18 protein-coding genes are annotated in these 15,767 nt (G+C 69.8%); 11 read left to right on the top strand and 7 right to left on the bottom strand.

Annotation, left to right across the window (positions count from 1 at the left end; translation table 11 throughout):
• From VF647_21955 to VF647_21970, 4 genes are all read left to right on the top strand, one after another.
• A partial coding sequence (locus VF647_21955; GenBank protein HEX8454757.1) for a hypothetical protein occupies positions 1 to 301 on the top strand: 301 nt, incomplete at its 5' end.
• A 63-nt stretch (positions 302 to 364) separates the two neighbouring features.
• Positions 365 to 1,117, top strand: coding sequence for a formylglycine-generating enzyme family protein (locus VF647_21960; protein HEX8454758.1), 753 nt, complete (start codon positions 365 to 367; stop codon positions 1,115 to 1,117).
• Complete coding sequence (locus VF647_21965) at positions 1,105 to 1,725, top strand: SCO family protein (GenBank protein ID HEX8454759.1); 621 nt, start codon at positions 1,105 to 1,107, stop codon at positions 1,723 to 1,725. Before VF647_21960 ends, VF647_21965 begins: the two co-directional genes overlap by 13 nt.
• A complete protein-coding gene (locus tag VF647_21970) occupies positions 1,722 to 2,489 on the top strand; it encodes a transporter (protein HEX8454760.1) in 768 nt (255 codons plus the stop codon). The genes VF647_21965 and VF647_21970 overlap by 4 nt, the downstream gene beginning before the upstream one ends.
• A gap of 133 nt (positions 2,490 to 2,622) precedes the next feature.
• Here the strand turns inward: VF647_21970 and VF647_21975 are convergent, their stop codons facing one another.
• Positions 2,623 to 3,057, bottom strand: coding sequence for a CBS domain-containing protein (locus VF647_21975; protein ID HEX8454761.1), 435 nt, complete (start codon positions 3,055 to 3,057; stop codon positions 2,623 to 2,625).
• Positions 3,058 to 3,300: 243 nt separating this feature from the next.
• Between VF647_21975 and VF647_21980 the strand changes: the two genes are divergently transcribed.
• The 7 genes from VF647_21980 to VF647_22010 all read left to right on the top strand — a co-directional run bounded on the left by VF647_21980 (position 3,301) and on the right by VF647_22010 (position 10,656).
• Positions 3,301 to 4,977 (top strand): ATP-binding protein, encoded by a 1,677-nt coding sequence (locus tag VF647_21980; GenBank protein ID HEX8454762.1) that lies wholly within the window; start codon positions 3,301 to 3,303, stop codon positions 4,975 to 4,977.
• The gene (locus VF647_21985; GenBank protein ID HEX8454763.1) at positions 4,974 to 5,408 is read left to right on the top strand and encodes a response regulator; all 435 of its coding nucleotides are present in this window, start codon (positions 4,974 to 4,976) and stop codon (positions 5,406 to 5,408) included. The genes VF647_21980 and VF647_21985 overlap by 4 nt, the downstream gene beginning before the upstream one ends.
• Entirely contained in the window at positions 5,405 to 6,535 is a 1,131-nt protein-coding gene (locus VF647_21990) for a hybrid sensor histidine kinase/response regulator (GenBank protein HEX8454764.1), read from the top strand. The genes VF647_21985 and VF647_21990 overlap by 4 nt, the downstream gene beginning before the upstream one ends.
• A 513-nt stretch (positions 6,536 to 7,048) precedes the next feature.
• Complete coding sequence (locus tag VF647_21995; protein HEX8454765.1) at positions 7,049 to 7,834, top strand: DUF3108 domain-containing protein; 786 nt, start codon at positions 7,049 to 7,051, stop codon at positions 7,832 to 7,834.
• A gap of 235 nt (positions 7,835 to 8,069) precedes the next feature.
• Positions 8,070 to 8,384 carry a BON domain-containing protein gene (locus tag VF647_22000; protein HEX8454766.1) on the top strand — a complete coding sequence of 105 codons (315 nt, stop codon included), beginning with the start codon at positions 8,070 to 8,072 and terminating at the stop codon, positions 8,382 to 8,384.
• A 284-nt stretch (positions 8,385 to 8,668) separates the two neighbouring features.
• On the top strand, positions 8,669 to 9,229 hold the full coding sequence (locus VF647_22005; protein ID HEX8454767.1) for a YceI family protein: 561 nt from the start codon (positions 8,669 to 8,671) through the stop codon (positions 9,227 to 9,229).
• A gap of 74 nt (positions 9,230 to 9,303) precedes the next feature.
• Positions 9,304 to 10,656, top strand: a complete 1,353-nt coding sequence (locus VF647_22010) for a hypothetical protein (GenBank protein HEX8454768.1) — start codon at positions 9,304 to 9,306, stop codon at positions 10,654 to 10,656.
• 703 nt (positions 10,657 to 11,359) lie between these two features.
• On the opposite strand, the gene VF647_22015 is transcribed toward VF647_22010, so the two are convergent.
• The 6 genes from VF647_22015 to VF647_22040 all read right to left on the bottom strand — a co-directional run.
• Complete coding sequence (locus VF647_22015; GenBank protein ID HEX8454769.1) at positions 11,360 to 12,010, bottom strand: response regulator transcription factor; 651 nt, start codon at positions 12,008 to 12,010, stop codon at positions 11,360 to 11,362.
• Entirely contained in the window at positions 12,007 to 13,131 is a 1,125-nt protein-coding gene (locus tag VF647_22020; GenBank protein HEX8454770.1) for a sensor histidine kinase, read from the bottom strand. Before VF647_22020 ends, VF647_22015 begins: the two co-directional genes overlap by 4 nt.
• Before the next feature lie 247 nt (positions 13,132 to 13,378).
• Complete coding sequence (locus VF647_22025) at positions 13,379 to 14,002, bottom strand: hypothetical protein (protein HEX8454771.1); 624 nt, start codon at positions 14,000 to 14,002, stop codon at positions 13,379 to 13,381.
• Between the two features lie 19 nt (positions 14,003 to 14,021).
• Positions 14,022 to 14,417, bottom strand: coding sequence for a response regulator (locus VF647_22030; GenBank protein ID HEX8454772.1), 396 nt, complete (start codon positions 14,415 to 14,417; stop codon positions 14,022 to 14,024).
• 23 nt (positions 14,418 to 14,440) lie between these two features.
• A complete protein-coding gene (locus tag VF647_22035) occupies positions 14,441 to 14,854 on the bottom strand; it encodes a response regulator (GenBank protein HEX8454773.1) in 414 nt (137 codons plus the stop codon).
• A 186-nt stretch (positions 14,855 to 15,040) separates the two neighbouring features.
• Positions 15,041 to 15,767 (bottom strand): adenosylhomocysteinase (locus tag VF647_22040; GenBank protein ID HEX8454774.1); only part of this gene is annotated, 727 nt, incomplete at its 5' end.

Raw genomic sequence — 15,767 nt, forward strand, 5'->3', positions numbered from 1 at the left:
CGGTCCGAACCTGACCTCCTCCTTCCACGTGATCGGCGAGGTGTTCGACAACGTGTACTCGGAGGGCGGCACGCTGGCCCAGCACAACGTGCAGACCACCACCATCCCCGCGGGCGGCAGCGCCATCGTCGAGTTCCGCGCGGAGACACCCGGAAAGCTGGTGCTGGTGGACCACGCGCTCTTCCGCGCCTTCAACAAGGGCACCGTCGGGCTGATGATGGTGGAGGGCGAGCAGGTGCCCGGCATCTTCGGCGGGCAGACCTCGACCCGGCAGTACACGCCCGCGCCGGCGGGCAGGTAGAACGGACACGGGCGGGGCCGCGCACCGCGGTCCCGCCCGCCGCTTCAAACGAGGTGAACTTCCATGCGCGCCGCTCTCTGCACCCTCGCCCTTCTCCTCTGCGCCACCCGCGCCGCCGCGGCGGGGACGCCGCCGGAGATGGCGCGCATCCCTGCGGGGCGCTACGAACCGCTCTTCGTGAACGGCGCGGCGAGGGTGAGGGTGGCGGCGTTCGAGCTGGACCGGAACCTCGTCACGCGCGGCGAGTTCGTGGAGTTCGTGCGCGTCAACCCACGGTGGCGGCGCGGGCGCGCTCCCGCCGCGCTGGTGGGGCGGTCGTACCTGGCCTCGTGGCCCGGAGCGCTGGATCCGGGCGCGGGGCCGCGCCGTCCCGCGACCGAGCTGTCGTGGTTCGCGGCGCGGGCGTACTGCGCCTGGCGGGGCAAGCGGCTTCCCAGCACCGACGAGTGGGAGTACGCCGCGCGAGCCGACGAGACGCGCGTGGATGCGTCCAGGCAGAAGAGCTTCGTGGCCCGCCTGCTGGCTCTGTACACCTCCCGCGCCACCGGCGCCGAAGTGGGCTCCACCTTCGTGAACCGCTACGGCGTGGCGGACATGCACGGCTTGGTGTGGGAGTGGACCGAGGACTTCAACTCGCTCCTCGTGTCCGACGATTCGCGGGCCACCGCCGGGCGCGACCACCAGCTCTTCTGCGCGGCGGGCGTGATCGGCGCGACGGACACGGGCAACTATCCGGCGTTCATGCGCTACGGAATGCGCGCCGCGCTGGACGGACGATCCACCACCCAGGGGATAGGCTTCCGATGCGCACGCTGAAACTCCATCCGCGCCTTCTCCTCATGACGGCGGCCATGCTCGCGGCCGCCGCGTGCGCCGGACCTGCGCCGCGCGAGGCCGAGGCGCGCACGCCCGGGGCTGAAGACTTCTCCGTGTACGAGCTCGATGCCCGCTTCCGCGATCAGGCCGGGCGGGAACGGACGCTGTCGTCGCTCGGCGGGCGGGTGCAGGTGGTGGCGATGGTCTACACCGAATGCACCCACACCTGTCCGCGCATCCTGATGGAGCTGAAGCGCATCGAGGCCGCGCTCGAGGACGACCCCCGCGTGGGCTTCACCCTGATCTCGCTGGACCCGGAGCGCGACACCCCGGCGCGCCTGGCGGAGTTCGCCGCCAGCACCCGCCTGGACCCCGCGCGGTGGACGCTCCTGACCTCGGACGAGAACACCGTCCGCGAGACCGCCGCCCTGCTGGGAATCCGGTACCGAAAGGAAGACTCCGCCGAGTACTCGCATTCCAACAGCTACCTGGTGCTGGACGCGGAGGGAAGGATCGTGCACCGGCAGTCAGGGCTGGAACAGGGCCCCGAACAGGTACTGGCGGCCATCCGCGCCGCAAACGGCAACCCGAACCATTCACGGCCATGAGCCTCCGCATCCCGCTCGCCATCGCCCTCGTGGCGCTCTGCAGCGCCCGCGCCTCCGCGCAGGCCGCGGCACCGCCTCCCATCCTGTCCAGCCGCGTCGGCATCGCGAAGCCGACCGGGATCGTGGCGCCCGGAAAGGTACAGGTGGAAGCCGGCTACAGTCATAGCCACACCGAGGCGCGCACACGGCACGTCGTCGGCGAAACGACGCTGCGCCTGGGCCTGGGCCACGACACCGAGCTCCGCCTGGGACTCCCGTCGTATCAGCGCACCATCACGACCTCGCTGACCACCGCCGGGGTGGCGGACGCCTCGTTCGCGCTCAAGCACCGGCTGCGCACCGCGCGCGGCCTGCGCCCGGCCCTCGCCATCTCGGCGGGCGCGACGCTCCCCACGGGAGAGCGGCAGGTGAGCAGCGGCGCGGCCCAGCCGGAGGCCGCCCTCGCCGCGGAGTGGACGATCTCGCCCGCGATCCGGGGCGGCGCATTCCTCGCGCACCGCTCCAGCGTGCTGCAGGACGACCGCTTCGGCGTCACCACCGCCGCGCTCGCCGGCCGCGCGCTGCTGGGGTCGCGGACGCTCTTCCAGCTCGATGCCGCACGAGTGCACTCCGCCCGCGCCGGCGGAACCGAGACCACCCGCGGCCGGGCCACCCTCGCTCTGCGCCTGACCAGCAACCTGCAGCTCGATGCGTGGGGCGAGCGTGCGTCCACCGCCGGCACGGCCGAGCACCTCGTGGGTCTCGGCCTGGCCCGCCGCTGGTAGCCTTTCGCTGTTCTTTCACCTTCCTCTGTGGCTCTGTGTGAGGCCGTCTGTTCTCTTTTCTCGCTCGAACGCAAAGGGGGGAATGTGACGCGATCACATTCCCCCTTTTGCGTTGGATGCGTGTTGCCGCCAGCTACATCGCGGCTCCGAAGAGCGACTGGACCATGTCGAACGGCGTCACCACGCCCAGCAGCATGCCGTTCTCCATCACCAGCGCCCTGTGCACGCGCCCCTGGCGAAAGAAGCGTGCGAGGTCGGACAGGCTCTCCTCCGGGTGCACGGTGAACACCACCGGGGTCATGATGTCCGCGACGCATCGCTCGGGAAAGCCGCCGGCGTCCGCGAGCCGGCTGGAGGGCCTCGACGCCAGCCGCAGCACGTCGGTGCCCGACACCACGCCCAGCACCTTGCCCGTGGGCGCGAGCACGGGTGCTCCACTGATCCGCTCCTCCAGGAGCAGGTGGATCAGCTCGCGCACCGTCATCTCCGGCACGACCGCGACGACGTCGGTCTGCATCACGTCACGCACGGTGGCGGGCGCCGCCGGGGAAAACACGTTCGCTGTCATGGGGTTGCCGCGCCTCGCCACTCGGGACCATCGTACTTTGGGCATGATTGCGCTCCGGGAGCACCAGTGGGGAACTTCGCCTTCCCTCCGGAGAATAGTGCCGGGCACTTCGCGGCGCGTCGGGGAGTTCTGCTTCGTCGCGTGGGGATTTTTCGGACACGAGTCGCGGATCGGCCCCGCCGCGGGTATGTTGGCGAAACTCGAACGGCGCTCCAGACAGGCTTCACGCGGCTCAGGTGATCGATGGATGCACGTCCCGGCAGCGAACCAGGCACCTCCGTACCCGACCCCGGCGGACTGATCCGCCTCCTGCAAGGGGTGGCCGTCGCGGCGAACGAGGCGCGGACGGTGTCGGACGCGCTGCAGACCGCCCTGGACCAGATCTGCGCCTTCACCGGCTGGCCGGTGGGGCACGCGTACCTCACCGAGCCCGGCGGCGAGCTGGTCTCGGCCGGCACCTGGCACCTCGCCGACCCGGAGCGCTACCGGCGCTTCCGCGAAGTCTCCGAGCAGACCCACTTCCCGCCGGGGACGGGGCTGGTCGGACGGGTGAGCGCGGGCGGCGAGCCCATCTGCCTGGAAGACGCCTCCGCGGACCCGGACTTCACGCGCGCCCAGGCCTCCGCGGAAGCCGGGCTCCACGCGGCGCTCGCCTTTCCCGTGCAGGTGGGGCGCGAAGTGGCCGGCGTGCTGGAGTTCTACGCGGGACGGGTGGAGCCTCCGGCCCCCTCCATGCTGGAGGTGATGGCGCAGATTGGCACGCAGCTGGGGCGGGTGGTGGAGCGGACGCGGGCGGAGGCGGCGCTGCGCTTTTCGGAGGCCAAGTTCGCCGGGATCATCTCGATCTCCTCGGACGCCATCGTCTCCGTGGACGAGTCGCAGCGGATCATCTTCTACAACACGGGCGCGGAGCAGACATTCGGCTACACGGCGGAGGAGGCGGTCGGGCAGCGGCTGGAGATCCTGATCCCGCACGCGTACCGGGGGCCGCACGAGGCGCAGGTGCGGGAGTTCGGGGCGGGGCCGGTGCCGGCGCGGCGCATGGGAGAGCGCGGGCACATCACCGGGCTGCGCAAGAGCGGCGAGACCTTCCCGGCCGACGCATCGATCTCAAAGATCGAGGTGGACGGCGCGACGATCTACACCGCCGTGCTGCGCGACATCACGGAGCGCATCCGCGCGGAAGAGGCGCTCGCCCGCCAGGCGGAGGAGCTCTCGCGCTCCAACGCGGAGCTGGAGCAGTTCGCGTACGTCGCATCGCACGACCTGCAGGAGCCGCTGCGGATGGTCGCCAGCTACACGCAGCTCCTCGCCCGCCGCTACCGCGGGAAGCTGGACGAGGACGCCGACGAGTTCATCGCTTACGCGGTGGACGGCGTCACGCGGATGCAGGCGCTGATCAACGACCTGCTGGCCTACTCCCGCGTGGGGACGCGCGAGGTGGCCGCGGAGCCCACGGAGGTGGAGGGGGTGCTGGAGCGGGTGCTCGCGATGCTGGGCCCCGCCATCGAGGACGCGCGCGCGGCCGTCACCCACGACCCGCTCCCCACCGTGCGGGCCGACGCGGTGCAGATCGGGCAGCTCCTGCAGAACCTGGTCGCGAACGCCATCAAGTTCCACGGGCCGCAGGCGCCCCGCGTGCACGTGGGCGCCGCGCGCGGCGAGGACGAGTGGGTCTTCTCGGTGCGCGACAACGGCATCGGGATCGCGCCGGAGTACCAGGAGCGCATCTTCATCATCTTCCAGCGCCTCCACTCCCGCGCGGAATACCCCGGCACGGGGATCGGCCTCTCGATCTGCAAGAAGATCGTCGAGCGCCACGGCGGCCGCATCTGGCTGGAGTCCGCGCCGGGCGGGGGCACCACCTTCTTCTTCACCATCCCCGATCATCCCCCCGCGGGAGGCGGAACCCACCGATGATGTCCAGGCCGATCGAGGTCCTCCTGGTGGAGGACAACCCGGGCGACGTGCGGCTCACCCGCGAGGCGCTCAAGGAAGGGAAGGTCAGCAACAACCTCCACGTGGCGCCGGACGGCGTGGAGGCACTCGCCTTTCTGCGGCGCGAGGGGCCGCACGCCGGGGCGGTGCAGCCGGACCTGATCCTCCTGGACCTCAACCTCCCCCGCAAGGGAGGGCGCGAGGTGCTGGAGGAGATCAAGAGCGACCCCGCGCTGCGGCACATCCCGGTGGTGATCCTCACCAGCTCGCAGGCGGAGCAGGACATCGCGCGGGCGTACGACCTGCACGCCAACTGCTACATCTCCAAGCCCGTGGACCTCGACCAGTTCATCAACGTGGTGAGGTCGATCGAGGACTTCTGGTTCACTGTCGTCAAGCTGCCCACGCGATGATCGCCGCGGCGCCCGTCTCCATCCTGCTGGTGGAGGACAACCCCGGCGACGCGCGGCTCCTGCGCGAGACGCTGCGCGAGGCGGAGGGCTTTCCCTTCGAGCTGAGCCACGCCCTGCGGCTGGCGGACGCGGCGGCCATGTTCCCGCGGTGCGCCGCCGACGTCGTCCTGCTCGACCTATCGCTCCCCGACGCCCACGGGCTGGACACCGTGCGGCGGATGCTGGAGGTGGCGCCCGCGACCCCCATCATCGTGCTCACGGGCACGGACGACGAGCGCCTCGCCCTGCAGGCGGTGCACGCGGGAGCGCAGGACTACCTCACCAAGGGCCGGGTGGACGGCCCGCTGCTCGCCCGCTCCATCCGCTACGCCATCGAGCGCAACCGGCTGGAGCAGGAGCGCGCGCACCTCCTGCGCAGCGAGCGGGAGGCCCGCGCCACCGCCGAAGCCGCCGCGCAGGCCCGCGACGAGGTGCTCCGCGTGGTCTCGCACGACCTGGGGAACTACCTGGGCGCCGCGTCCGTGAACGTCGCCGTGCTCCAGCGCATCCTGCCGGAGGGGAGCGAGCCGATGCGCGAGCGGGTGGCGGGGATCCGCGACGCGGTGGCGCAGATGCAGCGCCTGCGGCAGGACCTGCTGGACGTGGCGAGCATCGAGGCGGGGCGCCTCTCGGTGGAGCCGGAGCCGCACGACCCCGCCACCCTCCTTGCCGAGGCGGCGGAGCTGTTCGGCCCCGTCGCGGCGGAGCACGGCATTGAGCTCGTCCTGCGCCCATCGGAGCCGCTCCCCGCCGTCCGCGCGGACCGTTCGCGCGTGCTGCAGGTGCTCGGCAACCTGATCGGCAACGCCGTCAAGTTCACCCCCCGTGGCGGCCGCATCACGCTGGCGGCGGATGCGGGCGCGGAGACCGTCCGCCTCTCCGTCCGCGACACCGGCACCGGGATTCCGCCCGAGCACCTCCCCCACGTCTTCGACCGCTTCTGGAAGGTGCGCGAGGGGAACCGCCATGGCGCCGGGCTGGGCCTCGCCATCGCGCGCGGCATCATCGAAGCCCACGGCGGCGAGATCCAGGTGGAGAGCACGCTCGGCACGGGAACCACGTTCACGCTTACCCTGCCGCTCGCCTGACAGCTGTTCCGCCTGGGAAGCCAAAGGGTAAGCACACGACACGAGCATTGTGCAAGCCCAGAGGATCAAAGGTGTCACGCAAAGACGCGAAGACGCGAAGGAAAGGCACTGAAGTACTTTCTTTGCGACTTTGCGCCTTCGCGTGAGACCATTTTCTTGATGCACCACCATGGCAAGAGACTGCGTCACACGCGAATCCTTCAATCGGAGATGAAGATGGAAGTGAACCAGCTGCGGGAGGAACCGCTCGGAGAAGGGGTGCTTCCGCTGCCGCCGCGAGAGGAGGGGGACGATTGGGAGCCCGACGCGGAGTTTCTGGCGGACTCGGTGGCGAGCCAGCTCTCGATCGCACGGAGCACCCGACGCGCGCGAATACTCCGGCCTCTGACAGGCACGGATACGTCACCCGCGTAGACCAGCTTCTCCCCACACGGCGCTGAGCCCCTCCCGACGGTGGTGGCTCGGCGCCGCGCCTACATTCCTGGAGCGAACACCCCAGGCAATGAGGCGACGATGTACCGATCTCTCCGCAGGCTCATCCCCGCAGCGCTCGCGATGGCGGCGACGCTCGCCTCGCCGCCGCTTCCCGCAAAGCCGGTGGCCGCGCAGGGCACCCGCGCGCTCCCGTTTGCGCCGGGCGACCAGTGCGTGTACCGGGGGAGCGGAGTGCTTGGCCGCATCGGGACGGGGGTGATGGCGGTGGAGGGGCCCGAGCAGGTGGATGGCCGCTCCGTCTACCTCCTTCGCTTCGACTTCCGGGGGCGCGTGGGACCCGCTTCGGTGGAGGATCACACCCGCTCCTGGTTCGACCCGGCCGAGCTCGCGTCGGTCCGATACACGAAGCGGGAGCGCACCCCCATCTCCTCGCGCGCGCAGGACGTGCGCATGGACTGGGCGGCGCGGCGCTGGAGCTCGGCGCCAGAAGGAGGCGGCGCGATGTCGACGGCCCTGCCCCTGGACGAGCTCTCCTTCCTCTACTTCATCCGCACGCTCCCCCTCGACGACGGCGACGTCTACACGCTGGCGCGCCACTACGAAGCGGGGCGCAATCCCGTCGTGATACGCGTTCTAGGACGCGGCCCGATCCGGGTTCCCGCCGGCCAGTTCACCGCCATCGAGGTGGTGATGCGCGTCAAGGACCCGGCGCGCTACGGGGGCGAGGGCGTGATCCATCTCCACCTGACCGACGACGCGCGCCGAATCCCGCTCCGCATCGAGTCCGCCGTGCCCCGCGCCGGGCGAATGGTGTTGTCGCTGGAAACGGGCCGTGGCGGGTGCGCGGTGAGCGGCGGGCGCTGACATGTCACGCAAAGGCGCAAAGACGCGAAGGAAAGACACGGAAACTCTTTCTTTGCGCCTTCGCGTCTTTGCGTGAGGCCAATTTTTCCTCCAATGCACGCGGATTCGTGATCCGCGGGTCGAGCTTCGCCGGACACGATCCACCCACATCCCCCGACTCCCGCCCGGAGCCCGGCACGCCACTTTGGATGCACGACGAAGCCCCGCTCCCGACCGCGCGCCCCAGGATGCGATCATGACCACCCCAGCCCTTCACCAGCCCACCGCCCGCAGACTGCTCGGTGCCCAGCTCCCGGTCCGCGTGGCTCTCCTTGCACCCGGGGTGTCCGACGACGAGATCGCCGCCGCCGCACGCCGCGCCCTCGCCACGAACCCCTGCATCCCCTGCGAGCGAGTACGTGTGGACGTGCGCGACGGCCGCATCACGCTGGAAGGCGAAGTCGAGTGGCTCTACCAGTGCTTCGATGCGTACGACGCGGTGTGCCGAGTGAAGCAAGCCGCGGGATGCACCAACCACATCAGCGTGGTGCCGGGCGGGCATGCCGGCTGAACGATGCGCGGTACGATCCCGCCGCAGGCGCGAAGGGGAGGGAGCAACGCGCTCCCTCCCCTTCGTGCGCCGGGGTCGGGGAAATCTCCATTCCTGGCGTCGAGACATGCCCGCGCGGCACGTGGAGCGGAAGCGCGAAAAGCCGGGCGCCGAATCGACATCTCCCCGGCAGAGCGGGAGCCCGGCGCCGCGTAGCTTGGTTGCAGGCGACAGGGGAAGTCATCGAGACCCTCTCCGGGTCGCCGGATCTCACCGGGATCCACCAGGAACCACGGAGAACTACCATGCGCAAGAAACTCATCCTGGGCGCGATGCTCGCCGGCCCCGCCTTGATCGCCGCCGGAATGCTCCCCACGCTCTCCTTTCAGCCGCAGAGCCGGGTGTGGGTCGAAGGCACCTCCACCGTACGCGGCTACCGCTGCGAGAGCACGAGCGTGACCGGCACCGCGCAGGCCTCCTCGGCCGAGCTGGCCGACCTGGCCTCCGTGCCGCGCGCCGAGGTCACCATCCCGGTCGCATCGCTCGACTGCCGCAACGCGACGATGAACGGCCACATGCGCAGGGCGCTGAAGGCCGAGCAGAGCCCCACGATCCGGCTGCGCGCCAGCAGCGTCCGCGTGACCGCCGGCACCGCCCGGATCAGCGGCGACCTCACCATCGCCGGGCAGACGCGCCCCGTCACCATCGACGGCACCGTGACCAGCGAGGACGGCAAGGTGCGGGTGCGCGGAACGGAGCGGCTGGTGATGACCGACTTCGGCGTGCAGCCGCCCAGCCTGATGATGGGGACGATGAAGGTGGCCGCGCCCGTGACGATCGGCTTTGACGTGGTGCTGAAGCCCTGAAGAGCGACGCTGACGATACACGGGGGCGCACTCCCGCGCCCCCGCAGCTGGAAACCCGCCCCGGAGACCGGATCATGACCTCCCTGAATCGTGCGCTGCCCCTGGCCGCACTCGCCCTCCTCATCGCCGCCCCGGTGCTCGCCCAGGGCACGCAGCTGGCGATGAACACCGCCCCGCGCGCTGCGGCGGACACCACCGCGCCCGCCGAGCCCCGCGCCGCCACCGCCGCTGTCACCGCAGGCACCTACGGCCTCGCCGGCTACGGGCGCCCGACCTTCGAGCTGCCGAAGCAGGACCTGAGCGAGGGGAGCCTGCAGCTGCAGATCGGCGGCGCCTTCGCGCAGACCTTCCAGGCGCTCGACCACAGCAACGAGGCCACGCCGGCGCCCGGCACCACGCTCGGCAAGATCCGCGGCGGTTTCAACCTGGCCAGCGCCAACCTCTCGCTCGGCGCGCGCCTGGCGCGCGGCGTACGGGTGGACCTGGACAGCTACATGTCGTCGCGGCACCACAACGAGTTCTGGGTCAAGGGCGGCTACGCCACCATCGACGCCTCGCCCATCGACCACCCGGTGCTGAACCAGATCATGAAGTACACGACGGTTCGCGCCGGCATGTACCAGCCCAACTACGGCGACGCGCACTTCCGCCGCTCGGACAACGGGAACACCATCCGCAACCCGTTCATCGAGAACTACGTCCTGGACGCCTTCACCACCGAGATCGGCGCGGACGTGCTGGTGCGCGCGGGGAACGCCTTCGTGATGGGCGGCGTAACCACGGGCGAGAACAAGGGCGACATCAAGGAGACGGCGGTGGACGCGAAGCCCGCCTTCCTGGGCAAGATCGGCTTCGACCGGCAGGTCAGCGACGCGCTGCGCTTCCGCCTGACGGCCAGCGGCTACAACGCGGCTTCGTCGCCCTCGACCACGCTCTTCGCCGGTGACCGCTCGGGCTCGCGCTACTGGGGCGTGCTGGAGGACACGGCGACGCTCAAGGCCGGCACCGCCTTCACCAACGGCCGCATCAACCCCGGCTTCACCAACGAGCTGACGGCCGTGCAGGTGAACCCCTTCGTCCAGATCGGCAGCCTGGAGCTCTTCGGGGTGCTGGAGCGCGCCACGGGCAAGGCGGCCGCCGAGGAGGATCGCCGCGAGGTGCGGCAGCTCGCCGGCGACGTGGTCTACCGCCTGCTGAACGACCGCCTGTACGTGGGCGGCCGCTGGAACCGGGTGGACGGCGACTTCTCCAAGCAGACCGACCTGACGGTCACGCGCCGTGCGCTGTCGGCGGGCTGGTTCATCACGCCCAACATGCTGACCAAGGCGGAGTGGGTGCGCCAGGACTACGACGGCTTCGCCCCCACGGACATCCGCAACGGCGCCCGCTTCAGCGGCCTCCTCATCGAGGGTGTGATCGCCTTCTGAACAGCGGGCTGGTAAAAAAAGAGGGGCACGGAGAAGAGGTTCTTCTCCGTGCCTCTTCGTCGTTTCTAGTGCCCTGGCTCGGCGTGACGAGCTGCGCCGGTCGCGCGGGCTGCGGGTCACGGGAGCGCGGACGCCGCGCAACGCAGCCTCGCAGAGAAAAGCTCACACAGAGGCCACAGAAGGAACTGAAAGCCACAGAGAAACCCTTTTTGTGGTTCTCTCTGTGGCTCTGTGTCTCTGTGTGAGCCATGCAGTTGCAGTTCTCTCCTGCGTCTCCGCGCCTCTGCGTGAGACCATGGTGAGATCCGGCGAGCCCGGTCCGGTTGTAGAGGGTGAGCGCGCTCATCCGCGCCCCGCAGATCCTCGCCCTTCTCCACGCGCACCGCTGAGCACGCGTCCCCAGCGCACGCTGTGACGGTTCGGGCATGCAGGGTGCGGCGCGCGTGCGGCCATGTATCCGCAAGATGATGTCGAGGTGCGGCTTCAGCTGATGAAGCGCAGACTCAGCGAGCTACGCGAGCGTATTGCGAGGGAGGTGGCGCGAAGCCGCGAGCTGCGCGAACGGACTCTTCGAGCCCGGCCGGATGCTCAGGGACAGCGAGAACGTCATCTGGAATCGTGACCGTGGACGGGATCGGTGGAGGGTCCGGATGTGCATCCGCAGGGCTTCGGCGGACACCCGGCTGAATGCGAACCGGGCGGCTCAGCTTTCCGCGAGCCACCCGCGACTGAGCGCGTACCGTACCATCTCGGTGCGCGTGCGCAGCGCGAGCTTTTCGGTGATGCGGGCCTTGTAGGTCTCCACCGTCTTGGTGCTGATCTCCAGCTTGGACGCGATCTCCTTGTTGCTCTGGCCCCATGCGATCGCCCGGAGCACCGCCTCCTCGCGCTCGCTCAGCGAGGCGGAAGGGGCGGTGGACGGGTGCGACACGCGGCGCGAGCCGCGCAGGAGGCTTCCCGCGAGGCCCGGGTCCACGTAGGTGCCTCCCTCCGCCACCATCTGGATGGCGCGCACGAGCTCGTCGGCGGCGGCACGCTTCAGCACGTAGCCCGCCGCCCCGGCGTCCAGGAGCCGCGTCAGGTGCCCGCGGTCGTCGAACGAGGTCAGCACCAGCACCTTGATCTCCGGCAGCTCGCGCGAGAGGCGCGTGGTGGCCTCGGCGCCGCCCAGCACGGGCATGGAGAGGTCCATCACCACGACGTCCGGCTTCAGTTGCCGCGCGCGGGCGATCGCCTCCTCGCCGTGGCGCGCCTCGCCCACGATCTCGATGCCGGGGCTCGCCTCCAGCATCGCCTTCATCCCCGCGCGTACCACGTCGTGGTCGTCGGCCAGTACGATCCGCACCGGGGTCATGGCGTGGTGCCCCCGACGGGGGCGCGGATGAAGAGGCAGGTGCCCGTACCGGGCGACGACTCGATGTCCAGCGTGCCGCCCAGCCGCGCCACGCGCTCGCGCATCCCCCGCAGCCCCAGGCGCCTGGTCTTCTCGGGGGAGACGAGGACCGTCTCGAGGTCGAACCCGTCGCCGTTGTCTTCCAGGATCACCGAGAGGTTGCCGTTCCTGCGCTCGATCACCAGGCTCACGCGCGTGGCCCGGGAGTGCTTCACCACGTTGGTGAGGCCCTCCTGCGTCACGCGGTAGAGCATCGTCTCGACTTCGTGCGGGAACCGCTCCCCGTCGACGCCGATGCTCTGCAGATCGGCCTCGATGCCGGTTCGCTCCGACCATTCGTGCAGCAGGCCCTCCAGCGCGGCGGGAAGCCCCAGCGCGTCCAGCGCCGGCGGGCGCAGGTCGAGGGCGAGCTGCTGTACCTCACGCGCGATGCGGTCCGCCAGCTTCTCCAGCTCGGCGATGCGCGCGGACTGCTCGGCGGAGGGGGAGCCGTCCTGGAGCGCGCGCAGGCCGAGCGCCAGGGCGGTGACGAGCTGCCCCATCTGGTCGTGGAGCTCCCGCGAGAGGCGGAGGCGCTCCGCCTCCTCGGCCAGGGCGAGCTGCCGGAGGAGCGAGTTGCGCTCCTCCTCGATCGTCCCGACGGTGATCTGCCCCATGAGGAGCGGCACGCGGTTCAGCCGCCCGAACACCCGTCCCACGGCCTTCGGGTCCGGTGCGCTCGGGTATTCGTCCAGCCAGCGCAGCGCGGCCACGTCCAGCAGCCGCGCCAGCTCGTCGAACTCACGGATGATCTCCTGGACGTCGAATCCCTGCACACGCCGCAGGACGGCGATGTCGCGCATCTCATCGACCACCATCTGCTCGGCGGTGAGCTTCTCCGGATCCGGCACGAGCAGGAAGTCCGCCGCTTTGGACAGGACCACGGGGATGTGGTCCAGCAGGTCGTGGTGAGGGAGGATGCTGTTGGGTTCCACGCTGAGCTGCGCGGATATGGTGGCGACCCACTCCCCGGTGATCCGGTCACGGTCGCGGACGAGCCGTTCCGCCGCGAACTGCTCGAAAGTTGGAGCCGACTGGTTCATGTCCCCTCGAAACGAGGGCGAGGAAGTACCTCTGCCGGCTTGGCGAGCTCAGAGAACCGGATCGTCGGGGAAGGAGCTCCCCTTGGAAGAAGTTCGGTGCACCCAGAAAAGAGAGCGAAGGGGACGCAAATTGCGTCATGTCAACAAGATAGCGCGTCATGGAGCATTCGGCAATGCGGCTCGCGAGGCGCCTCTCCACCGGACGCCCCGCAAAACCGCACCCCGCCGCGCGGCACGGGGTTCCCGCTCAGTCCGCGTGCAGCGGCGCCGGCTCCAGCAGGCGTCCGACCACGGAGAGCAGCTCCGCCGGCGAGCAAGGCTTCGGCAGTGCCTCGGAGCACCCGATCGCGAGCGCCTGTTCGCGCGTCTCGGCGGTGACGGACGCGCCGAGGAGCACCACCGGCACCGGCGCCGCCTGCTGGATCCGCATCCGGGCCACGGTGCGGAACGCCGCGTCCAGGTGCGGCCCCGGGTCGAAGACGATCAGTTGGGGGGTGATCTCCACGTCCGCCGGGAAGTCCGCCGAGCTTCCGGCTCCCAGCACGGGGTAGCCGCTCGTGCGCAGAAGCTCGCACAGCGCGGAGCGCGACCCGTCGTCGAGATCGACCACCAGGATCAGCGGTCCCGCCGAGGGGTTCTCGCGGTCGCCCAACCGTTCGTACGAAGCGACCCAGCTGTCCGCCGGGAGGTCGGCCACCGCCGCTCTCGCCTTTCCGTCCTCTCCATCGCCAGCCTCCTGGGAGTCGAGCTCCTGGAGAGATTGGCGGAGGAAATCCTCGGCCTTCCGCAGCCGCAGCTCGAATCGCTCCCGCCGCTCGTGGGTCAGCGGGAGAACGGCCTCGGGGCGTGTCTCTCTCGCGGTATCGTCCATGGCTGGGTCTTGCTCCCGGCTATCGGCTCTGCGCCGGCGCATCGTGCGAGACCGTCCCGAAGCGGGACTCGATCTCGCTGACGACGCATCGTGGGCTGATCGGCTTGGTGAGGAAACCGTCGAAGCTCAGGCCGCTGCCATGCGTGCGATGGGACGGCAGCGCGTTCGCGGTGAGCGCGACGATCAGGATGTGCCGGGTCCGCTCGTCCGCTTTCAGGATGCGGGTCGCTTCCCAGCCGTCGAGCACCGGAAGCGACAGGTCCATCAGGATCAGATCGGGGGTGTGCTGGCGCGCGGAGCGCACGGCGCTCTCCCCGTCGCCGCACTCTGCGACGGAAAACCCCGCGTGCTGCAGGGCCGTGCGGTAGATGATGCGGCTATCCTCGTGATCGTCCACCAGGAGAACGCGCTTCATGGTTGCCTCCGTGGGGCAGTCGTTCAAGAAGCCATCCCAATGAGCGATTGGATACGCGAGGTGATCAGCTCGGGAGGACACGGCTTCTGCAGGACGTCGTCGCAGACGGCGTGCATCCGCTCCCGCTTCACCTGCGACTCGCAGCCGGTCAGCGCGACGATGCGCAGCGCCGCGGCCGGCACGTGCTCCCGCAGCGACTCGGCGGTCTCGATCCCGTCCAGCACGGGCATGTTGATGTCCATCAGCACCAGGTCGGGATGGTACCGGTGCACGTGCAGGATCGCCTCGCCACCGTGCGCCGCCGCGATGACGCGGTACCCGCAATCCACGAGAAAGGCGACGTAGCCCTCGCGGGTCGGGGCGTGATCGTCCACGACCAGGATCGTCTTCGCCTGCATCGCCAGCACCCTCCGCTGCAAGTAAGCCGTTGCGAACATTATGCTTGCAAAGTAAACACGGAAGACGCGGCGGAGTATCGGGAGTGACGGAGGCGCGTGTGGTGGAATCCCCTGACATGGACGAACCTTGGGCATCGTCGGCTGAAGCTCGGCCGCGGATGCTTGAAAAAGAGCGGGCGGCCACCTGGCCGCCCGCTCTTGCGTCGTGCATCGATCCGGAGCCGCTTAGTAGCGGTAGTGCTCCGGCTTGTACGGCCCCTCCACCGGCACGCCGATGTACGCGGCCTGGCTCTCGGTGAGCTGGGTGAGCTTCACGCCCAGCTTGTCCAGGTGCAGGCGCGCCACCTTTTCGTCCAGCACCTTGGGGAGCGTGTACACCTTGCGCTCGTACTTGCCCGAGTTCTGGTGAAGCTCGATCTGCGCCATCACCTGGTTGGTGAAGGAGGCGCTCATCACGAAGCTCGGGTGGCCCGTGGCGCAGCCCAGGTTCAGCAGGCGCCCCTCGGCCAGCATCATCACGCTGTGCCCGTCCGGGAAGACGTACTCGTCGTACTGCGGCTTGATGTTGATCCGCTCGATGCCGCGCTTCTTGAGCCCGGCCATGTCGATCTCGTTGTCGAAGTGGCCGATGTTGCCGACGATGGCCTTGTCCTTCATGCGGGCCATGTCTTCCACGGTGATGATGTTCTTGTTGCCCGTGGCGGTGATGAAGATGTCCGCCGTGGCCACCACCTCGTCGAGCGTCGTCACCTGGTACCCTTCCATCGCGGCCTGCAGCGCGCAGATGGGATCGATCTCGGTGATGATGACGCGGGCGCCCTGGCCGCGCAGCGCCTGCGCGCACCCCTTGCCCACGTCGCCGTAGCCAAAGATCACGGCGACCTTGCCGGCCAGCATCACGTCCGACGCGCGCAGGATGCCGTCGGTGAGCGAGTGGCGGCAGCCGTACAGG

Source organism: Longimicrobium sp., assembly GCA_036387335.1.
In the GTDB taxonomy this organism is placed as follows: domain Bacteria; phylum Gemmatimonadota; class Gemmatimonadetes; order Longimicrobiales; family Longimicrobiaceae; genus Longimicrobium.

Coding starts and splice junctions, on each gene's coding strand:
- VF647_21970 (HEX8454760.1), top strand. CDS start 1,722: ATGAGCCTCCGCATCCCGCTCGCCATCGCCCTCGTGGCGCTCTGCAGC.
- VF647_21990 (HEX8454764.1), top strand. CDS start 5,405: ATGATCGCCGCGGCGCCCGTCTCCATCCTGCTGGTGGAGGACAACCCC.
- VF647_21960 (HEX8454758.1), top strand. CDS start 365: ATGCGCGCCGCTCTCTGCACCCTCGCCCTTCTCCTCTGCGCCACCCGC.
- VF647_22025 (HEX8454771.1), bottom strand. CDS start 14,002: ATGGACGATACCGCGAGAGAGACACGCCCCGAGGCCGTTCTCCCGCTG.
- VF647_22015 (HEX8454769.1), bottom strand. CDS start 12,010: ATGACCCCGGTGCGGATCGTACTGGCCGACGACCACGACGTGGTACGC.
- VF647_22035 (HEX8454773.1), bottom strand. CDS start 14,854: ATGTTCGCAACGGCTTACTTGCAGCGGAGGGTGCTGGCGATGCAGGCG.
- VF647_21980 (HEX8454762.1), top strand. CDS start 3,301: ATGGATGCACGTCCCGGCAGCGAACCAGGCACCTCCGTACCCGACCCC.
- VF647_21965 (HEX8454759.1), top strand. CDS start 1,105: ATGCGCACGCTGAAACTCCATCCGCGCCTTCTCCTCATGACGGCGGCC.
- VF647_21975 (HEX8454761.1), bottom strand. CDS start 3,057: ATGACAGCGAACGTGTTTTCCCCGGCGGCGCCCGCCACCGTGCGTGAC.
- VF647_22030 (HEX8454772.1), bottom strand. CDS start 14,417: ATGAAGCGCGTTCTCCTGGTGGACGATCACGAGGATAGCCGCATCATC.
- VF647_22020 (HEX8454770.1), bottom strand. CDS start 13,131: ATGAACCAGTCGGCTCCAACTTTCGAGCAGTTCGCGGCGGAACGGCTC.
- VF647_22010 (HEX8454768.1), top strand. CDS start 9,304: ATGACCTCCCTGAATCGTGCGCTGCCCCTGGCCGCACTCGCCCTCCTC.
- VF647_22005 (HEX8454767.1), top strand. CDS start 8,669: ATGCGCAAGAAACTCATCCTGGGCGCGATGCTCGCCGGCCCCGCCTTG.
- VF647_21985 (HEX8454763.1), top strand. CDS start 4,974: ATGATGTCCAGGCCGATCGAGGTCCTCCTGGTGGAGGACAACCCGGGC.
- VF647_21995 (HEX8454765.1), top strand. CDS start 7,049: ATGTACCGATCTCTCCGCAGGCTCATCCCCGCAGCGCTCGCGATGGCG.
- VF647_22000 (HEX8454766.1), top strand. CDS start 8,070: ATGACCACCCCAGCCCTTCACCAGCCCACCGCCCGCAGACTGCTCGGT.